The following is a 21,025-nucleotide window of genomic DNA, read 5'->3' on the forward strand; positions in this document are numbered from 1 at the left end:
CGTTCTAGTGAAAATCAATCCATTTCTTCATCTTTTGGCTGCGAGTGTTTCGGGGTTCATTGGAAAGACAAATCGATCATGGAAAATAAAGTTTTTGAGGAAAATACCGACTTCGGTTTAAATCAAACCGATGTGAAAAAGATCAAAATACGTTTAAGTCGTTCTTGACATGACATAAGATTGTTCGTATGATAATATAAAATTCTGAAGGAAACTGAATCATTGCCATAACCGATGAAGGAGAGAGTAGTTAAGAAACACGTGGACAGAGAGGAAAAGCCATAGGCTGAAAGCTTTTCTCCATGCTGGCTTAACGAAAGACGCTCCGAAGGTTTTCCTCTGAAATTTGAGTAGGAGGGAACGTGAACGGTCGTTAACGTTTAAGTGGAAGCATGGCGCTTCAATTAGGGTGGCACCACGGGAGGACTCTCTCGTCCCTACGGCAACGTACGGGACGAGATTTTTTTGTTTGCTGGGAATTTCAAAAAATTGGAGGAGAATCGAACATGGCATTTCAAATCCCAAGAGGTACGCAAGATATTTTGCCGAAAGAGGCGGCAAAATGGCAATATGTTGAAAAGAAAATTCGAGATATATGCCGTCTTTACCGTTTTCAGGAAATTCGCACCCCGATTTTTGAACATACGGAATTATTCCAGCGAGGGGTCGGCGAATCAACCGACATTGTCCAAAAAGAGATGTACACCTTTCCGGATCGGAAAGGAAGAAGTTTGACTTTACGGCCGGAGGGGACTGCTGCTGTTGTTCGAGCCTTTGTTGAAAAGAAACTGTATGCGGACCCGCTGCAGCCTGTGAAACTTTACTATGTCGGACCGATGTTTCGCTATGAAAGACCGCAATCGGGGCGTTTTCGCCAGTTTGTCCAATTTGGCGTGGAAGCTCTCGGTTCCAACGATCCAGCAATCGATGCCGAAGTCATATCTTTAGCGATGGCATTTTATAAATCTTTAGGATTACAACGATTGAAACTAGTCATAAACAGTTTGGGGGACAAAGAGAGCAGAGAAAAGCATCGAGACGCTTTAATCCGCCATTTTGAACCAAGAATTGGCGAATTTTGTTCCGATTGTCAAAAGCGTTTAAAACAAAATCCATTAAGAATTTTAGATTGCAAGCAGGACCGTGGGCATGAACTGATGGAAAGTGCACCGTCAATCCTTGAATATTTAAATGATCATTCAAAACAATATTTTGAAAGAGTTTTAAAATATTTAAATCGTCTTGGAATCGAATATGAAATCGATTCAAACCTTGTCCGCGGTTTGGATTATTACAATCATACTACTTTTGAAATTATGAGTAATGCGGAAGGATTTGGCGCTATTGCCACTTTATGCGGAGGCGGGAGATATAACGGATTGGTAGAAGAAGCAGGCGGTCCGAGCACCCCCGGCATTGGGTTTGCCCTTAGTATTGAACGGCTTTTGGCCGCCATAGATGCTGAAAACATTTCCCTTCCGATTGATGATGGACTTGATTGTTACATTGTGGCGCTGGGGGAAAAGGCGAAAGAACAATCTGTTGCTATATTGCAAGAAATGCGGAAAGCGGGGATAGCCGCTGATAAAGATTATGAAAATAAGAAAATGAAAGGGCAATTAAAATCGGCCGACCGGCTCCAAGCGAAATTCGTTGTCATTATTGGCGATGAGGAACTAGAAAAAGAGTCGGTCATTGTAAAGAACATGGAAACTGGCGAGCAAAAAGAAGTCGCATTTCAAAAACTGATTTCTTATCTTCAAGAGAAGAAGTAAAGGAGAGGACAAAAATGTTTGGACGTTCGTATTACTGCGGAGAAATTTCCCGGGAAGCTGTCGGTGAAAAAGTGGTTTTAAAAGGGTGGGTGCAAAGACGCCGCGACTTAGGTGGGCTGATTTTTATTGATTTGCGCGACAGAACGGGTGTTGTGCAAATCGTATTTAACCCGGAGATATCAAAAGAAGCGTTGGAAACAGCGGAAAAAATCCGCAGTGAATATGTATTGGACGTTAAAGGAGAAGTTGTTAAAAGAACAGAAGAAACGGTAAACCGAAACATTCCCACTGGTGAAGTGGAAGTCGTTGTTGAAGAAGTGACAATTTTAAACAGTGCGAAAACACCTCCGTTTTCCCTTGCGGATCAAAAAACGGAAATATCGGAAGATGTCCGGTTAAAATACCGTTATTTAGATTTGCGCCGCCCGGTCATGTTTGAAACATTAAAAATGCGTCACCAAATTACGAAAGCGATTCGCAGCTTTTTGGATGACAACGGTTTTATCGACGTTGAAACCCCGATTTTGACGAAAAGCACACCGGAAGGAGCGCGCGACTACCTTGTCCCTTCCCGCGTGCATCCAGGGGAATTTTATGCGCTGCCGCAGTCGCCGCAAATTTTTAAACAGCTTTTAATGGTTGCAGGTTTCGATCGTTATTACCAAATTGCCAGATGCTTCCGGGATGAAGATTTGCGGGCAGACCGCCAGCCAGAGTTTACACAAATCGATATCGAGACATCCTTTATGAGCCAAGAAGATATTATGAACTTAACGGAACAGATGATGGCTTATGTTTTGAAAGAAGTGAAGGGGATTGAGCTTGAGCTTCCTCTGCCGCGCATATCATACGATGAAGCGATGGCGCGTTACGGATCGGACAAGCCGGATGTTCGGTTTGATATGGAACTGGTTGACGTGTCAGAGATTGTCAAGGATTCCGCCTTCAAAGTGTTCAGCGGAGCGGTGGCTAATGGTGGACAAGTGAAACTGATCAATGTAAAAGAAAAAGGGGATCAATATTCACGAAAGGATATCGATCAGCTGCAAGAGTTTGTCAGCGTTTATGGAGCTAAAGGGCTGGCATGGCTGAAAGTAGAGGAAAATGATGTGAAAGGGCCGATTGCCAAATTTTTATCTGAAGATGAAAAGAACGGCATTCTAGCTGCGGCTAAAGGCGAACCCGGCGACATGCTGCTGTTTGTTGCAGACAAAAAAGAAATTGTGGCTGATGCTTTGGGAGCTCTTCGGTTAAAACTGGGGAAAGAATTAGGATTGATTGATGAAAATAAACTGGAATTTTTATGGGTAACGGATTGGCCGCTTGTTGAATTCAATGAGGAAGACGGACGCTATTATGCTCTGCACCATCCGTTTACAATGCCTGTAAGGGAAGACTTGGAGTATTTTGAAAGCAATCCTTTGAAAATGCGGGCGCAAGCATATGACTTAGTATTAAACGGATATGAGCTTGGCGGAGGATCCATCCGGATTTTTGAGAAGGATGTTCAAGAAAAAATGTTTCAACTTCTTGGATTTACTGAAGAACAAGCAAGAGAACAATTCGGATTTTTATTGGAAGCTTTCGAATATGGAACACCTCCTCATGGAGGAATTGCCTTAGGTCTTGACCGCATTGTCATGATTTTGGCGGGAAGAACCAATTTGCGCGACACGATCGCCTTTCCGAAAACGGCAAGCGCCAGCTGTTTGCTGACAGACGCACCGAGTGTAGTGAGCAACGAACAATTGGATGAGCTTCATCTTTCTTTAAAGGTGAATCCAAGGGAATAATTCCCATTTTCAGTTTTCGATCTTGAAAACTTTTAATGATTATGATATTCTTTAACCAACATTAAAGTCCTGATGTGTGCGTCGTACACCTAGTTTTGACCGAACAACGATAACAATGGGAGCCCGGAGTTTCCAAGGCGAGTAAATGCCTCATTTTATGGCAAAGAGGACTTACAAAACTTTGGAACAGGGCACCCACCTGCTGAGAGCGGGTTCAAAACGAAGGAAACGGCGACGGCACAATTGGGACTTTTTTTCGTTCCATATAAGGAATGAACGTTAATTTTCGCAATTTCAGCAAATTGGAGTGATATGGTTGCTTCATCAATTTTCCCGAAACGAACTCGCAATTGGCAAAGAGGGGTTACATATATTAAAAAACAGTTCTGTTGCCGTATTAGGGGTCGGAGGAGTCGGTTCATTCGCTGTTGAAGCACTGGCCCGCTCAGGTGTAGGGCGCTTGATATTAGTTGACAAAGATGATGTCGATATTACGAATGTCAACCGGCAAATTCATGCTTTGCTGTCGACCATCGGCAGACCAAAAGTGGATTTAATGAAAGAAAGAATTGCAGACATTCACCCCGAGTGTGAAGTAATTGCCCTAAAAATGTTTTATACAGAGGAGACGTATGAAGAGTTTTTTAGCTATGAGCCTGATTATGTGATCGATGCCAGCGACACCATCAGCTACAAAATTCATCTCATGAAGGAATGTTTAAAGCGGAACATACCTATCATTTCAAGCATGGGAGCGGCGAACAAAACGGATCCCACCCGTTTTCGCGTAGCTGATATTTCCAAAACACATACGGATCCAATTGCCAAGGTAATTCGCACTAAGCTGCGCAAAGAAGGAATCCGTACAGGAATTCAGGTCGTGTTTTCAGATGAAAGGCCGATTGTTATTAGAGAAGATGTGAGAAAAGAAGTTGGGAATGATCAATCAAACATCCGCAAAGCCAAAATGCCGCCGTCTTCCAACGCATTTGTGCCGTCTGTTGCCGGACTGATTATGGCCGGACATGTCATCAATCAATTGCTGAAGGACATTAAAATCAACCGTGTCGGAGATGAAGATTAAGAACGGTCTGCTCAATGGAAGGCAGGCCGTTCTTTAATGGGAAAAAATTCGTTTTACTTTTAATAAAGAAAATGCTGACTGTTCAAAAGGTCTTTTTTTTCAGTTTCCTCCTTTTTGCTTTTTTTCAATGTTTTCATATATTTGGGCAAGTGCCTGTTCAAATTTTCCAGTCCGTTTCGGCTCATAATATTTGCGGTGTTTAATTGAATCGGGAAGATATTGCTGCTTCACCCATCCTGTTTCAAAATCGTGAGGGTATATATAGTCAATACCTCTTCCAAGCTCTTTCGCACCCTTGTAATGGGCATCTTTTAGATGATCGGGAATCTCGCCGGACAACCCTTTGCGGATATCCGACAATGCCGCATCAATGGCTTTAATAGCAGAATTCGATTTTGGCGATAAGCACAATTCAATCACTGCATTTGCTAAAGGAATGCGCGCTTCCGGGAATCCGACGCGTTCTGCAGCTTCGATGGCAGCAAGGGTTCTAACGCCTGCTTGCGGATTGGCCAGGCCGATGTCTTCATAAGCAATGACGATCAGCCGACGCGCAATGGAAGGCAGATCACCTGCTTCAATCAATCTTCCTAAATAATGAAGGGCAGCGTTTACATCAGATCCGCGAATCGATTTTTGAAAAGCAGATAAAACATCATAATGATGATCGCCATCTTTATCGTGTGAAAAACTCTTTTTTTGCATGCATTCTTCAGCAATTTCAACTGAAATTCGGACGATTCCGTTTTGATCCTCTTTTGTTGATAAAACGGCTAATTCCAAACCGTTTAATGCCGCTCGAACATCTCCGAAAGAGCTTTCGGCTATATGCCTTAACGCTTTGTCGCTGATGTCAATTGCATAATCATTCAGCCCCCGGGGGTCATTCAAAGCTCTTTTCAGAGCGGTCATAATTTCGTCAGTCGAAAGCGGCTTTAGCTCAAAAATTTGGCATCTGCTTCTAATCGCAGGGTTAATGGCGTGGTAAGGATTGCTCGTCGTCGCGCCAATTAAAATAATCATTCCGCTTTCAAGATGCGGAAGCAGAAAATCTTGTTTTGCTTTATCAAGGCGGTGCACTTCATCTAAAATAAGAATGATCTTGCCGGACATTTTCGCTTCTTCCACCACAATTTCCATATCTTTTTTGTTGTGGACCACCGCATTCAACTTTCGAAATGGAGTGTTTGTGCTGCCTGCTATTGCCGTAGCCATCGAAGTTTTGCCGATTCCGGGAGGACCGTATAAAATCATCGAGCTCAAAACTTTCGCCCGAACCATTCGTTCAATAATTTTTCCTTTTCCTACTAAATGATCTTGTCCGATGATCTCTTCTATTTTCGTTGGACGCATTCTGTAAGCTAGCGGTTCCATCATATCGCTCCTAAGATATTCTCGTTACTCTATAATAAGATAATATGCTATAATGACTAAAGTTTAAAGTAGAATGACGTTGGAGACAATTTTTGAAAGAACATTGAAATGGGAGTGTAGGTATATGAAGATTTCAACGAAAGGACGCTATGGGTTAACGATCATGATTGAACTTGCACGAAAGTACGGTGAAGGACCGACTTCCCTGAAAAGCATCGCTCAAACACATAATTTATCTGAACACTATTTGGAACAGTTGATCGCTCCGCTCCGCAATGCCAGGCTAGTCAAAAGCATCCGCGGCGCTTATGGCGGTTACGTGTTGGCTGATGATCCGTCAAAGATAACGGCAGGGGATGTTATTCGCGTTTTGGAAGGACCGATTACTCCTGTAGAGGGAATAGAAGACGAACAGCCTGCCCAGAGGCATCTCTGGTTGAAGATTCGCGATGCGATCAAAGATGTCCTTGATAATACGACATTAGCTGATCTTGCTAGCTTTAGCGATGATAATGAGCAGGATGCCTATATGTTCTACATTTAATACAGGAGGCGTTAATTCAAAGATGGAGCGGGTTTATTTAGATCATGCGGCAACCTCGCCAGTTCATCCAGATGTTCTTGAAGAAATGGTCCATTTTATGAGAGATGTTTTTGGAAATCCGTCAAGCATTCACTCATTTGGTCGTGAAAGCAGGCGTTTCCTCGACGAATCAAGGGAAATCATCGCCAAAAGCATTCAAGCCGATGCAAAAGAAATCATTTTTACAAGCGGTGGAACTGAAGCGGACAATATGGCGATCATCGGAACGGCGCTGGCTAATGCGGACAAAGGGAAGCATATCATCACAACGGAAATTGAGCATCCGGCGGTTTTGCAATCTTGCCGCTACTTAGAAAAATATGGTTTTCGCATCACTTATTTGCCGGTTGACGAATCGGGCGTTGTGTCCATTGAAGATGTAAATAAAGCCTTGCAGGATGATACGATCCTTGTGTCGGTGATGTTGGGCAATAATGAAGTGGGATCCATACAGCCGATAGCGGAAATAGGACAATTATTAAAGGAACATCAAGCCTATTTCCACTCAGATGCGGTGCAGGCATACGGGTTATTGCCAATAGATGTCGGCAGAATGGGCATTGATTTATTGTCTGTTTCCGGCCATAAAATAAACGGCCCGAAAGGAACCGGTTTCTTATATGCACGAAAAGGCGTGAAATTTTCTCCGCGGCTGTTCGGAGGCGAGCAGGAATTAAAAAGAAGAGCCGGGACGGAAAATGTACCAGGCATTGTTGGATTGGCAAAAAGCGTACAAATTGCGGAAAGCACAAGAGAAGAAAAAGCAAAACAATACAGCTATTTTAAACAAGTGATGATGGATCTGTTTCAAAAAGAAAACATATCGTTTCAAATAAACGGTTCTGTAAAAAATAGCCTTCCGCATATTATGAACGTTTTCTTTCCGGGCACGAATGTAGAGTCTCTTCTCGTAAATCTGGATCTGGCCGGAATAGCGGCCTCCAGCGGTTCAGCCTGTACAGCAGGCTCTGTTGAACCGTCACATGTTCTCGTCTCTATGTTTGGCAAAAATTCGGAGCGGATTACTTCATCTGTTCGCTTTAGTTTTGGATTGGGCAATACGGAAGAAGAAATTGCAAATGCGGCCAAAACCATTTCCCAAATCATTAAAAGGTTGACTTCAAAGTAGAAAGAGGTAACAAAAATGCCAAAAGCCCCACAAGAAACTAGAGTCGTTGTCGGGATGTCAGGCGGCGTTGATTCATCGGTGGCCGCTTTACTCCTGAAAGAACAAGGCTATGATGTGATTGGAATTTTTATGAAAAATTGGGATGATACTGATGAAAACGGAGTATGCACAGCAACGGAAGATTACAATGATGTCATTCGTGTATGCAATCAATTGGGCATTCCCTATTATGCCGTCAATTTTGAAAAAGAATATTGGGATAAAGTTTTCACCTATTTTTTAGAAGAGTATAAAGCAGGAAGAACACCAAATCCAGATGTAATGTGCAATAAGGAAATAAAATTTAGAGCATTTTTGGATCATGCATTGGAACTGGGAGCCGACTTTGTGGCGACAGGCCATTATGCAAGGGTTAAATATCGTGACGGCGAATACAAAATGCTGCGCGGAAAAGATGCCAATAAAGACCAAACCTATTTTTTGAACCAATTGACACAGGAACAATTATCAAAGGTGATGTTCCCCATCGGCCATCTAGAAAAGAAACAAGTGAGAGAAATTGCTGAAAGAGCCAATTTGGCAACAGCCAAGAAAAAAGATTCCACCGGCATTTGCTTTATTGGTGAACGCAATTTCAAACAATTTCTAAGCCAATATTTGCCCGCTCAGCCGGGGAGAATGGAGACGCTGTCTGGAGAAGTTAAAGGAAAACACGATGGTTTAATGTATTATACGATTGGACAGCGACATGGCCTCGGCATAGGCGGAAATGGGGAGCCTTGGTTTGTTGTCGGAAAAAATATAAAAGAAAATGTGTTATATGTTGAACAAGGCTTTGAAAATGATCATTTATTTTCCGATGCGATCATTGCCTCAAACATCAACTGGATTTCCAACAAAGTCCCGGAAGAGGAGTTTGCTTGTACTGCCAAATTCCGCTATCGCCAGCCTGATCAATTTGTAAGGGTGAAAATGATTGGCGGCAAAACAGCAAAGGTTTCGTTTGAACAACCTGTCCGTGCCGTAACCCCCGGACAAGCTGTCGTTTTTTATAATGGAGAGGAATGCTTGGGCGGCGGCACGATTGATGAGGTGTATAAGGACGGAAAAAAACTATGGTATGTAGGCTGACGGATGGAGACGATCTTTTTTCAACCAATGTAAAAAGTTGCATCCAGAAGTGAATATAGAAAAGGAGTTTCTGCAGAAGGAGCTCTTTTGAAAAGGTTATGGAAGGGTGAAAAGATGTCAAAAAATCAATTGGCTTTGGAGGCGATGAAAGAAGGGAAATGGGAAGAAGCTGCTAAATATTTTGCAGAGGCGCTTGAAGAAAACCCTAATGATCCGGTCCTATATGTGAATTTTGGAAATTTGCTGGCTTCCACCGGCGATGCGGAAAGAGCTTTGACATTTTATCAAAAGGCAATTGCTCTCGATAAACAAACGGCAACAGCATATTACGGAATGGGCGCGGTTTATTATCATTTAAATGATTTTCAACAGGCGAAAGATTTTTTTCAGCAAGCCATCCAGCTTGGATTAAATGATGGCGATGCTTATTTTATGCTGGGCATGTCCCTTTATCAACTTGATGAATCCCGTCTTGCTCTTCCTTATTTGCAGAGGGCTGTTGAATTAAATGATAAAGACGCGGCGGCGTTTTTTCAGTACGGCCTTTGCCTGGCTCAAACAGGATTGGTTCAAGAAGCGAAAGTCCAACTGAGAAAAGCGATCGAACTCGACCCTGATCATGCCGATGCGTATTATAATTTAGGTGTGGCTTATGCGTATGAAGACGAAGCTGAAAAAGCATTGACAATGTTTCAAAAAGCTCTTTCGATTCAGCCAGATCATTTATTGGCAGGAAATGCCAAAAAGCTGGTCGAAGAGGCGCTGGCGAAACAATAGGGGAGGGGGAAAGGATGGACGGTCATCAAGATGGCTTGTTTCTTAATGACGCACCGTTTCTCCGCGGTGTCATTAAACATGTTGTCTTTCAAAATGAGCAAAATTTTTATACCGTCTTAAAAGTCAAAATTGAGGAAACGAATGAGCATTTCGATCAAAGCCAAATTACTGTCACCGGTTATTTTCCTTTTCTCCATGTAAATGAAAGCTACACGTTTTTTGGTGTCAAAAAGCATCACCCAAAATTCGGACTGCAATTTCATGCCGAGCGATTTAAAAAGGAGATACCGACAACAAAAGAAGGAGTCATCCAGTATTTGTCAAGCGATCTTTTTAAAGGAATCGGCAAAAAAACAGCAGAGGCGATTGTTGCTGAGCTAGGGGAAAAGGCAATCTCCATCATATTGGAAAATCCGGATGCGCTCAAGCGTATTCCGAAACTTTCAAAAGAAAAAGCAGACTATTTAAGGGAGGCCTTAAAAGAGCATCAAGGGCTGGAACAAGTTTTGATCGGTCTCAATCAACTAGGCATCGGAGCCCAGCTGGGAATGAAAATTTATCAATTGTACCGGGAGGAAACACTGGAACGGATTCGGCAAAATCCTTATAAACTGGTAGAAGATGTTGAGGGAATTGGATTTTTTCGAGCGGATGAAATCGGCAGAGAGCTTGGAATCTCCGGAAACCACCCTGACCGCTTAAAAGCAGCTTGTTTGTTCGCACTAGAACAATATGCGATAAAAGAAGGCCATGTATATTTAACAGACAAACAGCTTCTTGAAAAAGCGCTCGATTTGTTAAATGCGGGAAAAGAAGCAACGGTATCAGAACAAGATCTTGCCAAAATGTTTATAGAACTAGAAGAAGATGGAAAAATTGTGGTGGAAGAAAATAGGATTTATTGGCCGTCGTTATATTTTGCGGAAATAGGGCTGGCAAGAAGCATTGAAAGGCTTTTAAGCCAAAAACATTTTCATGATCAGTTTCCTGAATCTGAATTTTTGCTGGCGTTAGGCCGCCTGGAAGAGAAAATGAATGTGCAGTTTGCCCCTTCGCAAAAAGAAGCGATTCAGCGAGCGATTCATTCACCAATGCTTTTATTAACAGGCGGTCCCGGAACGGGTAAAACAACGGTTATTCGGGGCATTGTCGAAATTTATGCCGACCTTCACGGCATTTCCTTGGATCCCAAAGATTATCAAAAAAAAGAAGAACCGTTTCCGGTTGTCCTTGTAGCGCCTACGGGAAGAGCGGCCAAGAGAATGGCGGAAGCAACAGGGCTTCCTGCAGTTACCATTCATCGTCTTTTAGGCTGGAATGGGACGGAAGGCTTTGATCATGACGAAGATAATCCGATTTCCGGAAAACTTCTCATTATCGATGAAGTATCGATGGTGGATGTTTGGCTCATGCATCAGTTGTTTAAATCTCTTCCGTCTGATATTCAAATCGTTCTTGTCGGCGATGAAGACCAGCTGCCATCTGTAGGGCCCGGCCAAGTACTTCGTGATTTGCTCCAATGCGGAAAAATCCCTGTTGTCACATTGACAGACATTTATCGGCAAGCGGAAGGTTCGACAATTATTGATTTAGCGCATGCCATCCGCAAAGGAACATTGCCGGATGATCTTTTGACACCGACAAGCGATCGATCCTTTATTCCTTGTTCAACGCCGCAAGTAAAAGAAGTGGTGAGAAAAGTTATTGAAAATGCGTTAAAAAAAGGGTTCAGGGCGAAAGACATACAAGTTTTAGCCCCGATGTATAAAGGAAGCGCCGGGATTGATCAGTTAAATGAAATGCTTCAAGAAATGCTGAATCCTCCTGCTGAAAGCAAAAGGGAAATAAAACATGGAAATGTCATTTATCGGATTGGCGATAAAGTTCTGCAGCTGGTCAATCAGCCCGACCAACATGTATTTAACGGCGACATCGGGGAAATTGTCTCCATCTTCTATGCAAAAGAAAATGTGGATAAAGAAGATATGGTGGTCGTTTCATATGATGGAATCGAAGTCACGTATACAAAGGCGGAATTCAATCAATTTACGCTCGCTTATTGCTGTTCCATTCATAAATCTCAAGGCAGCGAGTTTCCGATCGTCATTTTGCCTGTCGTAAATAGCTATTACCGGATGTTAAGAAGGAATTTAATTTATACGGCTGTAACGAGAAGCAAGCAATTTTTGATCATGTGCGGAGAATGGAAGGCTCTGGAAATGGGGGTTCGCAACAATCAGGAGTATATGCGGCAAACAACTTTGAATAAGCGCTTGCAAGGACATGATGCAGTTGACGAGACGGAGGAATTGCCGTTTCCGATTGAAGACGCAAATATTGGAATGGGAAATATCACTCCATACGATTTCATGGAAGAAAGCGGACAATAATGGGGCTGCCTCAAATTGATTTTGAGACGTAAAATGCCCCATTTTTTATTTAACTTCATATATCCATGTTTTCGTTATTTTTCATTAAGCGGAATCACCTTTTAAAACAGTCCTGTTCAGTCGTTCTGTTATTCCATACTTTCAAAGACAAAAGCCTGCCGTGTCAGCCGTTTAATGATTTGAAAATAGACAGCAACGGATGGACAGCCTTAAACATACAATGCTGCGACAGCCTCCTTGATGGGAACCGCATATAAAATTCGGCAATTTGGGCAATAGGGATAGAGCATTGCCAAAAAAGGTATATTTTTAAAGAAACAGGGAGAAAATTGTAACATCCGAAACAACTGTGGGGAGTGACAACAGGAGGCGGAAGCCGTACTTGCTTCAAATAAAAGTGGCCATAGTTGTTAAATAAGAAAATCGATAAAGGGGTGTCCCTGTTTTGTTGACTTGCCCAAACTGCAAAAGCAAAGATATCGGCAAAATTGGCGTGAATCAATATTATTGTTGGAATTGTTTTATTGAACTCACTGTCTCAAAAGGATTGATCCATACCCATCAGGTCGAGGAAGACGGAACGCTCAGTTCGTTAGATGATTTATTCACGGAAGATGACCGTGCAATTTAAGGCGCCGAAAAGAGGCGCTTTTGCGTATATTCTCCCAATCTTTCCTCAAAATAAGAGGAGGAGGGATAAGGGATGAATGAGCGGGAACGAAAATGGCTGTTTCGAATCGTCTTTTTGCTGCTATTTGCATTGTTCTTTTTTATTATTTGGCAATTAAAGGGAATTTGGCTGCCTTTTCTTAAAATGATCAAAGCGGTTTGCATCCCTTTTTTAATATCTGGGCTTATTACTTACTTGCTTCATCCAGTCGTTGAAAAGCTGTACGAAACGGGATTGCCGCGGCCATTATCCATTTTGATCATCTATTTGATGTTTTTTGGCGGAATCGGCTTTAGTTTTTATAAAGGGTTTCCCATTTTCGTTGAACAAATGAAAGATTTGGCGGAAAATATCCCGTTGTTCACAAAAACTTACCAAAATTGGACGGATCAAATACATGACGGGACAAGCGGTTTGCCTGCTGAAGTTCATCAGCGGATTGAATCTTATATAGAGAATACCGAGAGATCGATTGCACAGTTTCTTGAACGTCTGCTTGAAAGTACAAAAATGTTATTAGATCATATCGTCACGATTGGTGTCATACCATTTCTTGTTTTTTATATGTTGAAAGATTATCAGGAAATAGAAAAAACAATTTGGTGTCTGACGCCTAGGAAATGGCGCAAGGAGGGCAAGCAGTTATTAAAAAATATCGATGAAACCCTTGGAAACTATTTAAGAGGGCAGCTGTTTGTCTGCTTTTTGATCGGCATGGCCGCATCCCTTCTTTTTTGGCTTTTTAAAATAAAGTACCCGCTCATTTTAGGGACCATCATCGGTTTGACAAATATCATCCCGTATTTCGGACCCTTGATTGGAGCTGTTCCCGCCTTAATGATTGCAGCGGCGATATCGATCAATAAAATGATCATTGTCATCATAATTGTATTCAGTTTGCAATTTATTGAAGGAAATATATTAGGTCCGCTCATTGTTGGGAGAAGTTTGCATTTACATCCGCTTGTGATTATTATGGCTCTTCTTGCAGGAGGGGAAATCGGCGGTGCAATCGGTTTAATCTTGGCGGTACCTTTCGTTGCCGTTCTGAAGGAAACGCTGCTTTATTTTTTACGCACGAGGAGGGCGCATTGACAAGTATTTTTGCGTTGTCTATAATTCGTATAGAATATAAGCATTTTAAAGCGATGATGAATCCAGTATGCTGCAGTCCATCTTTTTAGAGAGGAGCTTCCGCGGCTGAAAGAAGCTCTAGATGAAGGGCAGCAGAAAGCTAATTCTGAGTGCAGGCAAAAACCTGACGTTCCGCCTCGTTACGGCAAAATGAAGGTGATGGGCGAATGCTCATAATCAGGGTGGTACCGCGGGTAACTCTCGTCCCTGTGCAACTTGCACATATTTCCATGGACGGGGGTTTTTATTTATGCCAAAAAACAAAACAGGTTGATATGGGGAGGATGCCATGAAAAAGCTAACATCTGCTCAAGTTCGCCAAATGTTCCTTGACTTTTTCAAGGAAAAAGGACACTCGGTCGAACCGAGTGCGTCTTTAATCCCAGTGGATGATCCGTCTCTTTTGTGGATCAACAGCGGGGTGGCGACATTAAAAAAATATTTCGATGGAAGGGTTGTACCGGAAAATCCGAGAATCACCAATGCGCAAAAATCGATTCGGACGAATGATATTGAAAACGTTGGAAAAACCGCCCGCCATCATACGTTTTTTGAAATGCTCGGGAATTTTTCAATCGGAGACTATTTCAAAGAGGAAGCGATAGAGTGGGCGTGGGAATTTTTAACAAGCGAAAAATGGATCGGATTTGACCCGGATCGATTATCAGTCACCATCCATCCAGAAGATGATGAAGCATATGACATATGGAAAAACAAAATCGGATTGCCGGAAGAACGGATCATTCGTTTGGAAGGGAATTTTTGGGATATCGGGGAAGGCCCAAGCGGACCGAATACGGAAATTTTTTATGATCGCGGTGAAGAATACGGCAATGATCCGAATGATCCTGAGCTATATCCAGGCGGAGAAAATGAACGCTATTTGGAAGTATGGAACCTTGTTTTTTCCCAATTCAATCACAATCCTGATGGCACTTACACCCCTCTGCCGAAAAAAAATATCGATACCGGCATGGGATTAGAACGCATGGTTTCGGTCATTCAAAACGCGCCGACGAACTTTGATACAGATCTTTTCCTTCCTATTATCGAAGCTGTCGAAAACATTTCCGGTCAAAAATACAGAGTTGATGAAGAAAAGGACGTTGCTTTTAAAGTGATTGCCGATCACATTCGCACGGTGACTTTTGCTGTAGCCGATGGCGCGCTTCCTTCCAATGAGGGAAGAGGATACGTTCTCAGACGGCTTCTCCGGCGGGCAGTCCGTTATGCGAAAACGTTAAACATAGAACGGCCGTTTATGTATGAACTCGTGCCGGTTGTTGCCGAAATTATGGATGATTATTACCCTGAAGTGAAAGAAAAAGCAGCTTTTGTTCAAAAAGTGATCAAAAACGAAGAAGAACGCTTCCATGAAACGCTTCATGAAGGGCTTGCCATTTTAGCTGATGTCATCAAAAGGGAAAAAGAAAAAGCGAGCGGCGTCATTCCCGGTAAAGAAGTCTTCCGCCTGTACGACACATACGGTTTCCCGGTGGAATTGACGGCGGAATATGCGGAAGATGAAGGCATGACATTGGATTATGCCGGTTTTGAAGAAGAAATGAAACGGCAAAGAGAGCGGGCAAGAAAAGCAAGACAAGATGTCGAATCCATGCAGGTGCAAGGCGGTGTCCTTGTCGGATTGAAACAGGAAAGCAAATTCATCGGCTACGAAACTCTTGAAACGGAAGCGAAAGTGCTAGTTGTCGTAAAAGATGGAACATTAGTCGAACGGGCTTTGGAAGGAGAGGAAGTCCAAATCATATTGGACGTTACTCCTTTTTATGCGGAAAGCGGAGGGCAAATTGCCGATGAAGGTGTTATTCAAAACGATGAAGTCATCATAAAAGTTAAAGATGTCCAAAAAGCGCCGAACGGACAACATTTACATCGTGTCATCATCGAAAAGGGCGTTTTGACGACGGGGGCTTCTGTTGTTGCTTCTGTCAATCAAGAGTCAAGAAAAACGATCGAAATGAATCATACAGCAACTCATTTATTGCATCAAGCGCTAAAAGATGTGCTGGGTATTCACGTCAACCAAGCAGGTTCACTTGTTGCAAGCGATCGTCTCCGCTTTGACTTTTCTCATTTTGGTCAAGTGGACCAAGAAGAACTAGCCAAAATCGAACAAATTGTCAATGAAAAAATTTGGGATCGTCTTCCGGTTACGATCGAACATATGCCTCTCGATGAAGCGAAACGAATGGGAGCGATGGCATTGTTCGGAGAAAAGTACGGGAAAATCGTCCGCGTTGTCCAAGTCGGCGACTATTCGCTGGAACTTTGCGGAGGCTGCCATGTAGGCAACACGGCGGAAATCGGATTGTTTAAAATTGTCTCTGAAACCGGAATCGGAGCTGGAACTCGCCGTATAGAGGCGGTGACGGGTAAAGCTGCTTACCATTTTATGAATGATCACCTCAAACTGTTGGAACAAATTGGCGGAAAATTAAAAGCAAACACAAAAGACATACTAGAGAGAATCGACGGCCTGCAGCAGGAAATAAAAGAATTGCAAAAGGAAAATGAATCTTTAGCGGCGAAACTTGGCAATCTGGAAGCCAAAAACATTGTGGATAAAGCTGTATCCCTCAACGGTATAACGGTTCTTGCCGAGAAAGTGCAGCTAAAAGATATGAACAGCTTGCGCACGATGGTGGATGAATTGAAGCAAAAGCTCGGTTCGGCCATTATCGTTTTAGGATCGGCGGCGGACGGAAAAGTAAACTTGGCGGCAGGCGTGACAAAAGATTTAGTGGAAAAAGGCTATCACGCTGGAAAATTGATTAAAGAAGTGGCCGGCCGCTGTGGAGGGAATGGCGGCGGACGAGCGGATATGGCGCAAGCAGGCGGCAAAAATCCTGAAAAATTGTCGGAAGCTCTTCGTTTTGTCGAAGAATTCGTGAATTCCGTTTCATAATTTGCATCAATGGTGTAAAATGGATATAGACAAGCAGAATCGTTTTTAGTCTGGGAAAGAGGTGCAAAAGGTGAGTTCCTTCGATAAAACGATGAAGTTTAATTTTTCGGAAGAACCTGTTGATACGAGTGTCAAAGAAGTTCTTACCGCCGTTTATAATGCGCTCGAAGAAAAAGGCTACAATCCGATTAATCAAATTGTCGGCTACTTATTGTCCGGAGATCCCGCATATATCCCCAGACATAACGGAGCCAGAAATCTCATCCGAAAAATTGAACGCGATGAATTGATTGAAGAGTTGGTTCAATCTTATTTAAAAAGGCAATGTGAGGAATAACATGCGGATTATCGGTCTTGATTTAGGATCCAAAACATTGGGCGTAGCCATTAGTGATGAACTTGGATGGACAGCACAAGGGCTGGAAACGATAAAAATCAATGAAGAGAAAGGAGAGTTTGGCCTCAGCCGACTCTCTGAACTTATGAAAACGTATGATGTGGAGAAAATAGTTGTAGGGTTCCCAAAGAACATGAATGGAACCGTTGGACCGAGAGGGGAAGCAAGCCAACGTTTCGCCAAACTGTTGAAAGAAAAATTTCAGCTGCCGGTGATATTGTGGGATGAACGACTTTCCACCGTGGAAGCAGAAAGACTCTTAATTGAAGCGGATGTGAGCCGGAAAAAACGGCGGAATGTGATTGACAAAATGGCGGCCGTCATGATTTTGCAAGGCTATTTAGACAGCCAAAACTAAATTGAGGTGAAAAAAATGGAGCACGGTGAGAAGCAATTTACGGTCATTGATGAAAATGGCAATGAACAACTATGTGAAATCTTGTTTACATTTGAATCAGATGAATTTGAAAAATCATATGTTCTTTATTATCCAATCGGCATTACGGATGATGATGAAATTGAACTGCATGCCGCCAGCTTCATCCCGAACGATGACGGGGAAGCTGGCGAACTGAGGCCGGTGGAAACGGATGAAGAATGGGATATGATCGAAGAAGTGCTAAACACATTTTTAGATGAAGAGGAAGAATAAAAGCGCCTTTTTTCGGTGCTTTTATTTTTTTGGAAAGAACGGTTGAAATAATCAAAAACCAGCCCTTTGTGTTTGCATATCCCCTTCTTGATAAACGTTTTTGACTTCAGCCGAAGTAAGAGTTTTGAGCGATCGTTTATGGCGGATAACCGTACTTTAATTGGTCGATTTCGAAAAAAATGGGGATTTTTGACGAATCCATTCTCAATTTGTAGTATAATTATCGGGATGAAAGGAGGATGGATGAATGTCTGATGCTGATTCGAATAAAGGAATCGATGAGCAGAAATTGATGGAAAAACAACAAGTTGCTGGAGTTGTCCGCAAAACGGTGTTCATGATCTTGATCATAATGGTCCTGCTTTTTTCAGGAATCATCGGAGGAGGCTATTTATATATACGTTCAGCCTTGAAACCGGTCGATCCGGATAATGATGCACCAGTGAAAGTGAAAATCCCCATCGGTTCATCAGTATCGCAAATTGCGTCGATTTTGGAAGACCGCAATGTCATCAAAAATGATAAAATATTTAAATATTATGTGAAGTTTAAAAATGAATCAGGATTTAAAGCAGGAACATACAATTTGAATCAGGCAATGACGATTCAGGAAATTATCGATCGGCTGAAAAAAGGAGAATTCATGCAGAAAGCCGAAATCAAAATAACCATTCCGGAAGGCTCAAAGCTGGAAGAGATTGCTTCCATCATATCGGAAGAAACCAAATATCCGCGGGATGAAGTGTTGAAACAGCTGACAGATCAAAATTTTGTCAGAAAAATGCAAGAGAGATACCCTAATACGTTAACAAATGATATTTTTCACAAGAATATCAAATATGCGCTGGAAGGATATTTATTTCCGGCGACATATTCCTTTTACGAAAGTTCGCCGCCATTGTCTGAGATTATCGAAAAAATGATTCAAAAGACGGATGAAGTGCTTGCTCCTTATCAAAGCAGGATAAAGGAACTGCATCTATCAACACATCAGTTTTTAACGTTGGCATCGTTAATCGAAGAGGAAGCAACAGAAAAAGCAGCACGCGAAAAAATTTCCAGCGTGTTTTATAACCGCCTCGAAAAAAATATGCCTCTTCAAACAGACCCAACCGTTTTATATGCATTAGGAAAGCATAAAGAGCGGGTATATTATAAAGATTTGGAAGTCAATTCCCCATACAACACCTATAAAGTAAAAGGGCTGCCTCCTGGACCGATCGCCAATGCCGGCAAGCAATCGTTGGATGCGGCCGCTTATCCCGCCAAAACAGATTTTTATTATTTTCTGGCAACAAAAGAAGGAGATGTCATTTTTACGAAAACACTTGAAGAGCACAACAGAGAAAAAGAGAGGCATATCACGAAAGAAGATTAAAGGTTTGCGATTCGCAATCCTTTTTCTTTTATGATAAAATATATCGAGCCGTAACACAAACAAAAAGAAGGTTCGTTCATTTTTTAAAATTAAGGTGGTTTTGCGACAGTGTCTATCCAGATAAATGACAAACTGGAAGAATATATTAAAAGCCTTCAAAAAGAAAACGATAACGAAATCGAAAGAATAGAACGATATGCAAGGGAACGTCAAATCCCCATCATGGAAGAAATAAGCTTGTCGGTTATGCTGCATATATTGAAGCTTTATCAGCCAAAAAAAATATTGGAGATCGGCTCTGCGGTCGGCTATTCGGCCATCCGTATGGCTAAAGCGCTGCCTGAAACAAAAATATTTACAATTGAACGGGAGCGCGATCGCTACGAGGAAGCATTCAATAATATCCAGATATGCAATTTGGAAGATCAAATCAAAATCTATCTTGGCGATGCCCTTGACATAAAACATGAAGTGGAACGGGATGGGCCGTTTGACGCACTTTTTATCGATGCAAGCAAAGGGCAATATCAACGGTTTTTTGAAACGTATGAACCACTTCTGACAGAAAAAGCGGTTGTTTTTTCAGATAATGTTTTATTTAGGGGGCTGATAAAGGATGAAAAGGCCGAATCGAGGCGATTAAAATCTTTGGCAAGAAAAATAGAAAAATACAATAAATGGCTTATGACCCGTCATCATTGGGAAACTGTCATCATCCCGGTCGGCGACGGGCTGGCTTTCAGCATAAAAAGAGGTGAATCGCTATGAAAAAACCAGAGCTGCTAGTTACGCCTACTTGTCTAGGCGATATTGAAACACTGGCAAAGGCAGGGGCGGATGCGTTTATAATTGGCGAGCAACGGTACGGTTTAAGGCTTGCCGGGGAATTTCTCCGCGATGATGTTGCCCGGGCCATCCAACTTGCGCACGGTTTGGGAAAAAAAGTCTATGTTGCCATGAACGCCATTTTTCATAATGATAAAGTCGATGAACTGGCAAATTACGTTCAATTTTTGAGCGCTGCCGGAGCTGACGCAATTGTTTTTGGTGATCCTGCCGTCCTGTTGACCGTAAAAGAAGTTGCTCCTCATATGAAGCTTCATTGGAATACGGAAACAACAGCAACAAACTGGTACGCTTGCAACTATTGGGGAAGAAAAGGCGCCAAACGTGCGGTATTGGCAAGAGAATTGAGCATGGATGAGGTCATTGAAACGAAAGAACACTCAGAAGTAGAAATAGAAGTGCAAGTTCACGGAATGGCCTGTATGTTTCAATCGAAAAGATCGCTCATCGGCAACTATTTTGAATACCAAGGCAAAGTAATGGAAATCCACAACAAAAAATTGGGGAAAAACATGTTTTTGCATGACAAAGAAAGAAATAATAAATATCCGATTTTTGAGGATGAAAATGGGACTCACATTATGAGTCCGAACGATATATGCATCATTGATGAACTAGAGGAATTGGTGGATGCTGGAATCGATTCTTTTAAATTTGACGGTGTCCTGAAGACTCCTGAATATATTGCGGAAGTCACGAAAAAGTATCGGAAAGCGATCGATTTGTGCGTAGAGGATCGCAAGCAATATGAAGAAATCAAAAACGAACTTTTCGCTGAAATTGAAGCAATACAGCCGCCAAACCGACCTTTGGATACAGGATTTTTCTTTAAAGAAACGGTTTACTAAAAAGCATGGAAAAGTCCTGCGGTAATATGTCAAGGTGAAAAATCATAGAAATTGGAAATTCCCTTGTCCGATGATCCGAAAAAAGGCAATACTGAAGAAACCCAGTATTGGTACATGTAATAAACTGGGTCTAAAGGT

At 42.2% G+C, this 21,025-nt stretch carries 18 protein-coding genes, 1 other RNA gene and 2 other annotated features; of the genes, 18 read left to right on the forward strand and 1 reads right to left on the reverse strand.

The features are described from left to right. Positions 1-225 precede the first annotated feature (225 nt). Positions 226-442, forward strand: a binding site (T-box leader). A gap of 64 nt (positions 443-506) precedes the next feature. The 4 genes from hisS to AC0KTX_RS03990 all read left to right on the forward strand — a co-directional run bounded on the left by hisS (position 507) and on the right by AC0KTX_RS03990 (position 4,652). Beyond that, on the forward strand, positions 507-1,775 hold the full coding sequence (hisS, locus tag AC0KTX_RS03975) for a histidine--tRNA ligase (protein WP_474250941.1): 1,269 nt from the start codon (positions 507-509) through the stop codon (positions 1,773-1,775). A 14-nt stretch (positions 1,776-1,789) separates the two neighbouring features. Then, positions 1,790-3,568, forward strand: coding sequence for an aspartate--tRNA ligase (gene aspS / locus AC0KTX_RS03980; protein WP_474250942.1), 1,779 nt, complete (start codon positions 1,790-1,792; stop codon positions 3,566-3,568). Between the two features lie 63 nt (positions 3,569-3,631). Next, positions 3,632-3,822, forward strand: a non-coding RNA gene (gene ssrS, locus AC0KTX_RS03985) — 6S RNA. 62 nt (positions 3,823-3,884) lie between these two features. After that, positions 3,885-4,652, forward strand: a complete 768-nt coding sequence (locus tag AC0KTX_RS03990; protein WP_474250943.1) for a tRNA threonylcarbamoyladenosine dehydratase — start codon at positions 3,885-3,887, stop codon at positions 4,650-4,652. 99 nt (positions 4,653-4,751) lie between these two features. Here AC0KTX_RS03990 and AC0KTX_RS03995 read toward each other — a convergent pair whose 3' ends face one another. After that, positions 4,752-6,026, reverse strand: coding sequence for a replication-associated recombination protein A (locus AC0KTX_RS03995; protein ID WP_474250944.1), 1,275 nt, complete (start codon positions 6,024-6,026; stop codon positions 4,752-4,754). A gap of 124 nt (positions 6,027-6,150) precedes the next feature. Here AC0KTX_RS03995 and cymR point away from each other — a divergent pair, with 124 nt between their 5' ends. The 14 genes from cymR to AC0KTX_RS04065 all read left to right on the forward strand — a co-directional run bounded on the left by cymR (position 6,151) and on the right by AC0KTX_RS04065 (position 20,887). Continuing rightward, complete coding sequence (gene cymR / locus AC0KTX_RS04000; RefSeq protein WP_474250945.1) at positions 6,151-6,570, forward strand: cysteine metabolism transcriptional regulator CymR; 420 nt, start codon at positions 6,151-6,153, stop codon at positions 6,568-6,570. A gap of 22 nt (positions 6,571-6,592) precedes the next feature. After that, on the forward strand, positions 6,593-7,738 hold the full coding sequence (locus tag AC0KTX_RS04005) for a cysteine desulfurase family protein (RefSeq protein ID WP_474250946.1): 1,146 nt from the start codon (positions 6,593-6,595) through the stop codon (positions 7,736-7,738). A gap of 15 nt (positions 7,739-7,753) precedes the next feature. Further along, entirely contained in the window at positions 7,754-8,869 is a 1,116-nt protein-coding gene (gene mnmA, locus AC0KTX_RS04010; RefSeq protein WP_474250947.1) for a tRNA 2-thiouridine(34) synthase MnmA, read from the forward strand. 114 nt (positions 8,870-8,983) lie between these two features. Continuing rightward, on the forward strand, positions 8,984-9,646 hold the full coding sequence (locus AC0KTX_RS04015; RefSeq protein WP_474250948.1) for a tetratricopeptide repeat protein: 663 nt from the start codon (positions 8,984-8,986) through the stop codon (positions 9,644-9,646). A 14-nt stretch (positions 9,647-9,660) separates the two neighbouring features. Further along, positions 9,661-12,036: an SF1B family DNA helicase RecD2 gene (gene recD2, locus AC0KTX_RS04020; RefSeq protein ID WP_474250949.1), complete on the forward strand. Its 2,376-nt coding sequence runs from the start codon at positions 9,661-9,663 to the stop codon at positions 12,034-12,036. A 445-nt stretch (positions 12,037-12,481) separates the two neighbouring features. After that, positions 12,482-12,667 carry a hypothetical protein gene (locus AC0KTX_RS04025; protein WP_474250950.1) on the forward strand — a complete coding sequence of 62 codons (186 nt, stop codon included), beginning with the start codon at positions 12,482-12,484 and terminating at the stop codon, positions 12,665-12,667. A 72-nt stretch (positions 12,668-12,739) separates the two neighbouring features. Beyond that, positions 12,740-13,801 (forward strand): AI-2E family transporter, encoded by a 1,062-nt coding sequence (locus AC0KTX_RS04030; RefSeq protein ID WP_474250951.1) that lies wholly within the window; start codon positions 12,740-12,742, stop codon positions 13,799-13,801. A 44-nt stretch (positions 13,802-13,845) separates the two neighbouring features. After that, positions 13,846-14,052 (forward strand) — a binding site (T-box leader). Between the two features lie 77 nt (positions 14,053-14,129). After that, positions 14,130-16,766 (forward strand): alanine--tRNA ligase, encoded by a 2,637-nt coding sequence (gene alaS, locus AC0KTX_RS04035; RefSeq protein WP_474250952.1) that lies wholly within the window; start codon positions 14,130-14,132, stop codon positions 16,764-16,766. Between the two features lie 70 nt (positions 16,767-16,836). Beyond that, complete coding sequence (locus tag AC0KTX_RS04040) at positions 16,837-17,103, forward strand: IreB family regulatory phosphoprotein (RefSeq protein ID WP_474250953.1); 267 nt, start codon at positions 16,837-16,839, stop codon at positions 17,101-17,103. 1 nt (position 17,104) lies between these two features. Then, positions 17,105-17,521, forward strand: a complete 417-nt coding sequence (gene ruvX, locus AC0KTX_RS04045) for a Holliday junction resolvase RuvX (RefSeq protein ID WP_474250954.1) — start codon at positions 17,105-17,107, stop codon at positions 17,519-17,521. Positions 17,522-17,536: 15 nt separating this feature from the next. Next, entirely contained in the window at positions 17,537-17,815 is a 279-nt protein-coding gene (locus AC0KTX_RS04050; RefSeq protein ID WP_474250955.1) for a DUF1292 domain-containing protein, read from the forward strand. 292 nt (positions 17,816-18,107) lie between these two features. After that, on the forward strand, positions 18,108-19,193 hold the full coding sequence (gene mltG, locus AC0KTX_RS04055) for an endolytic transglycosylase MltG (protein ID WP_474250963.1): 1,086 nt from the start codon (positions 18,108-18,110) through the stop codon (positions 19,191-19,193). A gap of 108 nt (positions 19,194-19,301) precedes the next feature. Beyond that, positions 19,302-19,961 (forward strand): O-methyltransferase, encoded by a 660-nt coding sequence (locus AC0KTX_RS04060; protein WP_474250956.1) that lies wholly within the window; start codon positions 19,302-19,304, stop codon positions 19,959-19,961. Beyond that, on the forward strand, positions 19,958-20,887 hold the full coding sequence (locus tag AC0KTX_RS04065) for a peptidase U32 family protein (protein WP_474250957.1): 930 nt from the start codon (positions 19,958-19,960) through the stop codon (positions 20,885-20,887). The genes AC0KTX_RS04060 and AC0KTX_RS04065 overlap by 4 nt, the downstream gene beginning before the upstream one ends. Positions 20,888-21,025: the final 138 nt, after the last annotated feature.

Source organism: Aeribacillus sp. JST-2 (genome assembly GCF_056032925.1).

Bases quoted from the DNA above. Each gene is read 5' to 3' on its own strand.
- ruvX (WP_474250954.1), top strand. From the start codon at position 17,105: ATGCGGATTATCGGTCTTGATTTAGGATCCAAAACATTGGGCGTAGCC.
- aspS (WP_474250942.1), top strand. From the start codon at position 1,790: ATGTTTGGACGTTCGTATTACTGCGGAGAAATTTCCCGGGAAGCTGTC.
- cymR (WP_474250945.1), top strand. From the start codon at position 6,151: ATGAAGATTTCAACGAAAGGACGCTATGGGTTAACGATCATGATTGAA.
- mnmA (WP_474250947.1), top strand. From the start codon at position 7,754: ATGCCAAAAGCCCCACAAGAAACTAGAGTCGTTGTCGGGATGTCAGGC.
- AC0KTX_RS04065 (WP_474250957.1), top strand. From the start codon at position 19,958: ATGAAAAAACCAGAGCTGCTAGTTACGCCTACTTGTCTAGGCGATATT.
- recD2 (WP_474250949.1), top strand. From the start codon at position 9,661: ATGGACGGTCATCAAGATGGCTTGTTTCTTAATGACGCACCGTTTCTC.
- hisS (WP_474250941.1), top strand. From the start codon at position 507: ATGGCATTTCAAATCCCAAGAGGTACGCAAGATATTTTGCCGAAAGAG.
- AC0KTX_RS04005 (WP_474250946.1), top strand. From the start codon at position 6,593: ATGGAGCGGGTTTATTTAGATCATGCGGCAACCTCGCCAGTTCATCCA.
- AC0KTX_RS04015 (WP_474250948.1), top strand. From the start codon at position 8,984: ATGTCAAAAAATCAATTGGCTTTGGAGGCGATGAAAGAAGGGAAATGG.
- AC0KTX_RS03995 (WP_474250944.1), bottom strand. From the start codon at position 6,026: ATGGAACCGCTAGCTTACAGAATGCGTCCAACGAAAATAGAAGAGATC.
- alaS (WP_474250952.1), top strand. From the start codon at position 14,130: ATGAAAAAGCTAACATCTGCTCAAGTTCGCCAAATGTTCCTTGACTTT.
- AC0KTX_RS04050 (WP_474250955.1), top strand. From the start codon at position 17,537: ATGGAGCACGGTGAGAAGCAATTTACGGTCATTGATGAAAATGGCAAT.
- mltG (WP_474250963.1), top strand. From the start codon at position 18,108: ATGGAAAAACAACAAGTTGCTGGAGTTGTCCGCAAAACGGTGTTCATG.
- AC0KTX_RS04030 (WP_474250951.1), top strand. From the start codon at position 12,740: ATGAATGAGCGGGAACGAAAATGGCTGTTTCGAATCGTCTTTTTGCTG.